We start from the raw sequence: 6,876 nt of genomic DNA on the forward strand, positions 1-6,876 counted from the left end.
AGGTTAAGATAAAATACGATTACACTAATGCTTGACGGCTAAAGGACAGATATGAAATTAATGACTGGTTTGTTAAGCGTAATGATCTTCTCGGCATCAGCAAAGATGCCGGGGTTTGATATTTATGTGGGTGATGTAGAGCTTCATGATAATCGACTTAAGGTGAGTCATCTTAAAGCCCTCACCAAAAGATCAGAATATGATAACCAGCCCTTGTTCATGCCTGATGGAGATTCACTACTTTATACTGCTGCACTAACAAGCAAAAAAGACGGGCAAAAAGATGGGCAAAAAGATGGGCAAAAAAGAGTACAAATGGCCGAACAAACAGATAGCATATTTGTCTCACTTAAGACCGGACAGGTTTCAAATCTAACTAATTCGATAGAAAGTGAATATTCACCCACACTGATGCCTGCGGGTAAAAGCTTTTCTGTCATTCGGGCTGCCGATAATAAACAAAAACTTTGGCGTTACCCATTGAACCCTGAAAAGCAGTTTTCTGAGCTTGCAAGTGAGTTACTAACTAATATTAACCCAGTTGGGTATCATGCATGGGTAGATAGTAATCGGGTGATGTTATTTGTTTTGGGAGAACCAAACACGTTACAACTGGTTGATATACAAACACAGACTAGCCAGGTGTTAGATGAAAATATTGGTCCAAGTTTATTCGCAATACCTCTTTCGTCATTGATGAGCTATACCGCGTCTATTGGTAAAGGGGAGGATATTCAGTGGCAGTTAAAAAGTTATCACCCTGAAACAGGCCAGATTGAACGGCTGACCACTTTGCCTAGCGGAGCCTACTATTATGCTTGGGCTGGAAACGGTTATGCTATCGCAGCAGTGGATAGTATATTGATGCAGTGGGATAAAACCAATACTGATAAAGGTTGGCAGACATTTGCTGACGTTTCTGATGTGTGTCCTAAAGGGGTAACCCGCCTGGCTACAAACTCAAATAATAGTAAAATCGCGCTAGTTTGTTCGTTATAATTCCGATTTTTTATTTAATGAAACACCACTTTAAGGTAACAAAACCCTCGATATGCGGGGATCATCAGAGAGTTATTACACAGGTAAATAGAATTTAACATGACAACGGCTTTGTCCTTGACCCAATATATCATTTTGACAGCATTCACATAATAACGCATATAACACTTTGCCATGCTCATGGGCAATGACTCAGTCAATACCCAAGCCTAACCAAGCGTTTTTTGTTGTTGTAGAAATCAGAGCCTAGAATATTGGGCAGTACCAATGTTCCAGATATTTGTGGTAGACGTTTAGTTATTGAACGCTTATGGTGTTTCGCCTGAATCCAACTAATTTTCATAAAGAACAAGGTCGCGATAATCAATGTGCAAAATTATTTTTAAGATATTTGCGCCAAAACTTATCCGTCCTTACCCGAGTAGGCATTTTTACTCACACTGAGTGATAAAGCTAATTTAGTCAGTTACGCTTAGCAATAGGAAACAAGCATGTTTAAAAAACTATTTATTAACCATCCAAAGTCTGTCAACGAAACTTACATACAACACTTTTTTACTGCAATGAGTTTTTCAATGAAACTTTTTAAAGCAGCAATTGCCTGTTTTATTCATGCTTTAGTGCCGGGGCTGTGCATTAAAACAGGTAGTAAAGCTATTACAGAGTTACATGTAAAGATGGTCACTTTTAGGGTCAAAGGTAGCAGTGAGGTAACCTCGAATACCCAGTCCGAGGGTTCCATAGAATACATGATCTAGTTTAATACATATAAGGAAAAGAATAGTAAACAAACTACTGAGTTATGAATATTCTGTCGGTCTGCTGGCTTCTTTGATATGTGTTCTGAGAAAATGAGGTGTTTTTAACAACGACTAAAAACAGAAAGATTTGTGCAGCTCACAGGTGAAATTTTGTTTTGTTGTTAATCTAGCTCTTGGCGACTAATAAAAAGTATGTTCAATATTACGATTTTAGATGTTGCGGACAGCGATTGTGAACTTGATTTACTAAGCTGTGTTTTTGCGTCACGTAGCCTTTTAGCGAGGCGCTAAATTGTCTTTAATTTCTTCAATTGACCTGTTTCAAATAGTGACGTCATATTGATACAAATTTTTCTTCCCATAAACAAATTCAGAATCACCGTAGAAGTTAATATACCTCTTGGAGGAGGTTATCAACGTCTCTGAGGATAATTCTTTGTCGACATAGAGCCGCAAACTAGCTGCGACTCCGACATATCACAAAGCAACAGAGTTTAGATGTTGATTTGCACTATTTAGCTACTTGTCAAAAAGTTCTGACACTGTCGACACCTCAAAAATTTTTGAATGATTATAGCGTTTATTAAAGGCTAAAATGTCGCAGGTGATTATTTCAGAGGTGATATGTTCAGCATCTGTTTTTAAGATAGTAATGAGTGGTAGTCTTATTTTTTGCCCACGTTCATCACCATCAATAAACCATTTTACTGCTGCGTTGTTACCCTCAATCACAACATCCTCTAATTGACAAAAAACACGCGTTAATTTTGACTTGATGAACAACACAAACTCAAATATGTCACCACGTTTTTTTTGTTGAAAAGATCCAGGTAAAGAAATATCAGATTTTTCTGTATAGACGTTATCAATGGTCGATAGTTGCGAGTTGCCCCAAATCGTCCACCAAGAATCTAATAAAACATTGAGTGAACACGGCCCTGGAATAAGACAAGAAGGTAGTGCAAATTCTCCCTGCAAGTTATCTTGCTGATCATAATCAGGGATCACTAATGGATCGGGTTCTGGTAAAGATAACGTTATTTCATCTACAGGGATATTTTTGGCAATAGCGAGTTGCAATGTATCAATAATGGCATGTACGGATTTGATGACAACACCATTATTTTGCAGCCAAAATGTATAATTTATTGGTAAATCGTAATCTTGTATTTTAAATTTTAAGTGTATAACTGAGATATTAGCTTGCTGCACAACTAAGCTTTGCGACACTTGACAACGGCCTGCAGACGTCAACCAAGTTAATGGCACAGAGGTTAGCTTATCTTCTCCAAACATTTTAGTATTGTGTTGAGACCAGAATGAGGAGTGCAACAAACTTGTTTTGAAACTGGCTACATCGCCTTGAGTGAATGTTTTAATCAGCATATCTAACATTATTCACCTCCCTGGTTAGCATCGCTGTTGTTGTAATCTCTGATCATGTTTGCATAAGCTGCAACTTCATCAAACACTGTCCATTCTTCGCTAATTTTACCATTTATTATTCGCATATGTGTTGCTGCCATTACAAAAAAACATTGCCCTGTGTACCTAGAGAACTGTTCATTTTTAGGTGTAAACGTGCCGGCTACTGACCAACGAATTGCAATGTCTGTGGCGTCATCTTCAAAGGGAACAACACTAATATGGTCGCAAGTTGCTGACGCTTCAGGGCTCTGTGCTAGCCATTGAATAAATACCCCTCTGATAGCAGGAATACCCACCGCTTCTACGCCTCCCGGCCATTGTAACTTAGCGTTTTTATGATAAATATTTTTGACTTCACCGAGGGCTTTTTTATTGAAAAGTGTGTTCACCCAAAACTGAGCAAATTTTTCACTACTATCATCTAATGGTGTATGCCACTGATGTGTCGTTGCTTGTTGAGCTTTGATTCGGATAATTTCTTGCGCACGCCATACTTCAAAATCTTCATTTGTGGGCAAGTTAGCAAAATGTGTTGCCGCATCAATAAGGCTGATGCCTAACTGTTTCACCAGAAAACTGTTATCTCGCATTAACCATTCATAAACAATTTTATTTTCGCAACAGATGCAATCTGCGATGGTTGTAACACGACCAGTTTTACCCGTGGAAGCACCAAATTCAGAAGGATTTTTATTAGTCATTATGCTTGTAATGCGATGTGATGAGTAATAACCATTATTTTCGCCTAAGTCGCGCCACACAACGTTTTCACCAATTAAGGTACGGTCAGGAAATGCGGCTAAAGTTAACAATGTATTTTTTATTACGGTAGCAACATCATCAGAGTATCCACCTAGTGTGTGTACGGGACAATATTCCGCATAATAATCGTTACACAGCGCGATGTTTTTCTGTTCCCAGATACGGTGAGTAATGCGAATGATATAATCCACAATATCAATAAACTCTGGATCAAAGTTCTTTAATGATTGGTTTGGTTTACCCTGAGGTGACAGTAGTTCTGGTAAGTTTTTCCAATATACTTGTGTGATATTATTTTGTTGCATGGTTATACCGTTTATAAATAATTAACGTTGATGATGGCTCTGAAGTTGTATCTATTTGTATAGAGATACTCATCTAAGGTGATACGCGTCTTTCATCATTGCAAAAACATCTAAGCCCATTTGTTTACACATATGAATGATGTCTATTCCAACCCAATTTTCTTTTAAAAGATGATTTTCTCTACGCCAAATATCAATCACTCTGAGCTCAAGCTTTATTCCTGAAGGTGGTAGTCCTAGCCAGCCTCCAGTTAAATGTGTACCGTGCATATGTGGCCAACCACCGGTTGAAACATAGTTTCCTTTTTTGATGATTGCTGCTTTATGGTCAACCACTCTGTCAGGAAAACTAAAAACGAATGGGCCTTGATGATTCTTTCGAAAGTCACTAATGCCTCTAGTCGTACCGATGCCTGCAGGCCCATACCACATAAAGTCTGGATGCCAGTAATTTTCTAACTGCATACTAACCAGTGATTTACCGTCAAAACGACCTAGTTCTTCGAGCATAGATAACACCAGTTGCTCTGATTGTTGGTTTTGATCAACATAGGATTCTACGGGGTTTAATCCATCCATAGTGGATGGCGGCATCATCAAACCATCGTGCCCGAGGCTTTTTCGTAAGGGATTAACGCCTGCTTGGTTCATAACGTCTAAAAAATCTATAATAATATAATAGTTGATTATTTTTTCGTTTTGCAACTGCAGCATCTCTGTAAATCTTAAATAGACAGGTTTTTTAGTGGCAGGTATTCCAAGTAAATCATTCACAAAATCACCTATGAAATAGCCAGTAGCGGCTATCCATTTATGATTATTGTCAATACTATCAAATTCAATAAATGGCCTACGTTCGAGGTTGTCTAATGATTGAGATAAAACATTCCAATAATGTTCCTTTATCGCATCAATGCCGTGAAGTTTATTCATCGGTTCACAGGCGTATAACGTTATATCTTCGCTAACTATGTCAGTTAGCGGTAAATTGCGCCTAAGAGCATCATAAAATTGATTAATTATTGACATAATAATCCGTTGTTAAACCATGTACTGAATAGACCATAAAAAAATCAGGGTCAAAATGAAGAATGCAAATAACCAGTAGTTAACACGGTCAACTTTACCGGGGATGCGATACCACCCATTTTCTTTTTCTGCTAATCCTTCTCTAGCAAACTTTAATTGCTGACCTTTGACTGTGTATTCTGATAATTCATGTTGTTTGCCATCAATAATACGACTCGCAATAATAGTGACAATCACATTAGCACCACCACCAATTAAACAATACCAAGGCCATGCTACATCTGTCCCAATAGCAACAGCTACGACTGTTACAAACCCAACAGCAGTACCCACAAGCAAACCGTTTTCAGTCGCTTGTTTAGAGAAAAATCCTAGTCCAAACATGCCAAGTTGAGCACCTACAAAGTAGGATCCAACCTTACTCAACACTTCTAAAATTGAACCCGAACTATGTAGGTGATACATAATGGCAGGGAATATTATAAGCAACGCCCAAAATAGCGTAAAGAATCTGGATGCTTTTAAATAATGAGCTTCTGGAGCACCCTTTTTGAAATATTTTTTGTAGAAATCAATGGTGGTAACAGTCGACAATGAGTTGAAGGCTGAGTCAAGACTCGACATAGATGCAGCCATTACGGCAGCCGCTATAAGCCCCATTAAACCTGGCATTCCATATTCAGCTGCAAATTCTAAAATAATAAGGTTCTCATTATCAAATGTTTTACCTTGATAATAACTGTAAAAAAGGACTCCTAAAATTATGAAAAATAAATAGATAAAGAAAGCAGCAAAACCCATGAGTAAATAGGATTTTTTAGCGTCGCCTATATTTTTAGCGGCTAACGTTCTTTGAACCATCATCTGGTTAGTACCATAAACCGTTGTATGGTAGAGCGTCATAGCAATAATACCGCTCCATACTGTGGTGGTAGCATTAAAGTCCCAATCAGTGATCAGCGGGTTGAGTTTGCCTTCGGCTTTAAGTTGTACTAGAGAATCCATGACCGAAAAACTGCTCTCATTAAGTAATGCATAAAAGATAATACCCGCACCAGCAAATAAGATGACCGACTGAATTACATCAGTCCATATTACCGCAGTAATTCCGCCGAGAACGGTGTAAGCCAATGCAATAGTGGTAACAATAAATATTGCGGCTATAACATCGACACCAGTGATAAAACTCAATACTGCAGAAGTTGCGTAAAGAACAGCAGCGGAAGACATAGTTTGCGACACTAACCAAATAGAGGAGATTAAGGCCCTAGCGCGTTTACCAAATCTTTTTTCTTGATACTCATAGATAGATGCTACGCCTGAGTTATAGAAGAAAGGAAAAAAGAAGATAATAACGATCATTATTACCAATGGGTAATTAAGGTGAATAGCGATGACACTGAGTCCGTCTTTATAGGCCCAAGCTGGGGCGCCCAAAAATGTCATTGCGCTAACGTAGGTGGCGACCACAGAAATACCAATTGCCCACCAAGGTGTCGTCTTTTGACCAATATAAAAATCATTATCGGTTTTAATTCTTTTACCTATCACTAGGCCTAAAAATAAATTTGCAACTATATATACTATTAAAA

6 protein-coding genes are annotated in these 6,876 nt (G+C 38.2%); 2 read left to right on the forward strand and 4 right to left on the reverse strand.

Translation table 11 applies throughout. The features are described 5' to 3' along the window. The first annotated feature begins 51 nt into the window (after window positions 1–51). Window positions 52–999: a hypothetical protein gene (locus QZ562_RS00380; protein ID WP_293755397.1), complete on the forward strand. Its 948-nt coding sequence runs from the start codon at window positions 52–54 to the stop codon at window positions 997–999. Window positions 1,000–1,490: 491 nt separating this feature from the next. After that, window positions 1,491–1,757 (forward strand): DUF6356 family protein, encoded by a 267-nt coding sequence (locus tag QZ562_RS00385; RefSeq protein WP_293755399.1) that lies wholly within the window; start codon window positions 1,491–1,493, stop codon window positions 1,755–1,757. Between the two features lie 522 nt (window positions 1,758–2,279). Here the strand turns inward: QZ562_RS00385 and QZ562_RS00390 are convergent. The 4 genes from QZ562_RS00390 to QZ562_RS00405 all read right to left on the reverse strand — a co-directional run. Further along, window positions 2,280–3,155, reverse strand: coding sequence for a hypothetical protein (locus QZ562_RS00390; RefSeq protein WP_293755401.1), 876 nt, complete (start codon window positions 3,153–3,155; stop codon window positions 2,280–2,282). Then, entirely contained in the window at window positions 3,155–4,255 is a 1,101-nt protein-coding gene (locus QZ562_RS00395) for a nuclear transport factor 2 family protein (protein ID WP_293755403.1), read from the reverse strand. The genes QZ562_RS00390 and QZ562_RS00395 overlap by 1 nt, the downstream gene beginning before the upstream one ends. A gap of 69 nt (window positions 4,256–4,324) precedes the next feature. Further along, window positions 4,325–5,284 carry an ester cyclase gene (locus QZ562_RS00400; protein ID WP_293755405.1) on the reverse strand — a complete coding sequence of 320 codons (960 nt, stop codon included), beginning with the start codon at window positions 5,282–5,284 and terminating at the stop codon, window positions 4,325–4,327. A 12-nt stretch (window positions 5,285–5,296) separates the two neighbouring features. Beyond that, the coding region (locus QZ562_RS00405) for a sodium/solute symporter (protein ID WP_293755407.1) at window positions 5,297–6,876 on the reverse strand (1,580 nt) is incomplete at its 5' end.

Origin of the sequence: uncultured Paraglaciecola sp. (assembly GCF_913058035.1) — a bacterium.
Lineage (GTDB): Bacteria > Pseudomonadota > Gammaproteobacteria > Enterobacterales > Alteromonadaceae > Paraglaciecola.

Excerpts from the sequence above, each read along its gene's own strand:
- QZ562_RS00380 (WP_293755397.1), top strand. The coding sequence starts at position 52 with ATGAAATTAATGACTGGTTTGTTAAGCGTAATGATCTTCTCGGCATCA.
- QZ562_RS00385 (WP_293755399.1), top strand. The coding sequence starts at position 1,491 with ATGTTTAAAAAACTATTTATTAACCATCCAAAGTCTGTCAACGAAACT.
- QZ562_RS00390 (WP_293755401.1), bottom strand. The coding sequence starts at position 3,155 with ATGTTAGATATGCTGATTAAAACATTCACTCAAGGCGATGTAGCCAGT.
- QZ562_RS00395 (WP_293755403.1), bottom strand. The coding sequence starts at position 4,255 with ATGCAACAAAATAATATCACACAAGTATATTGGAAAAACTTACCAGAA.
- QZ562_RS00400 (WP_293755405.1), bottom strand. The coding sequence starts at position 5,284 with ATGTCAATAATTAATCAATTTTATGATGCTCTTAGGCGCAATTTACCG.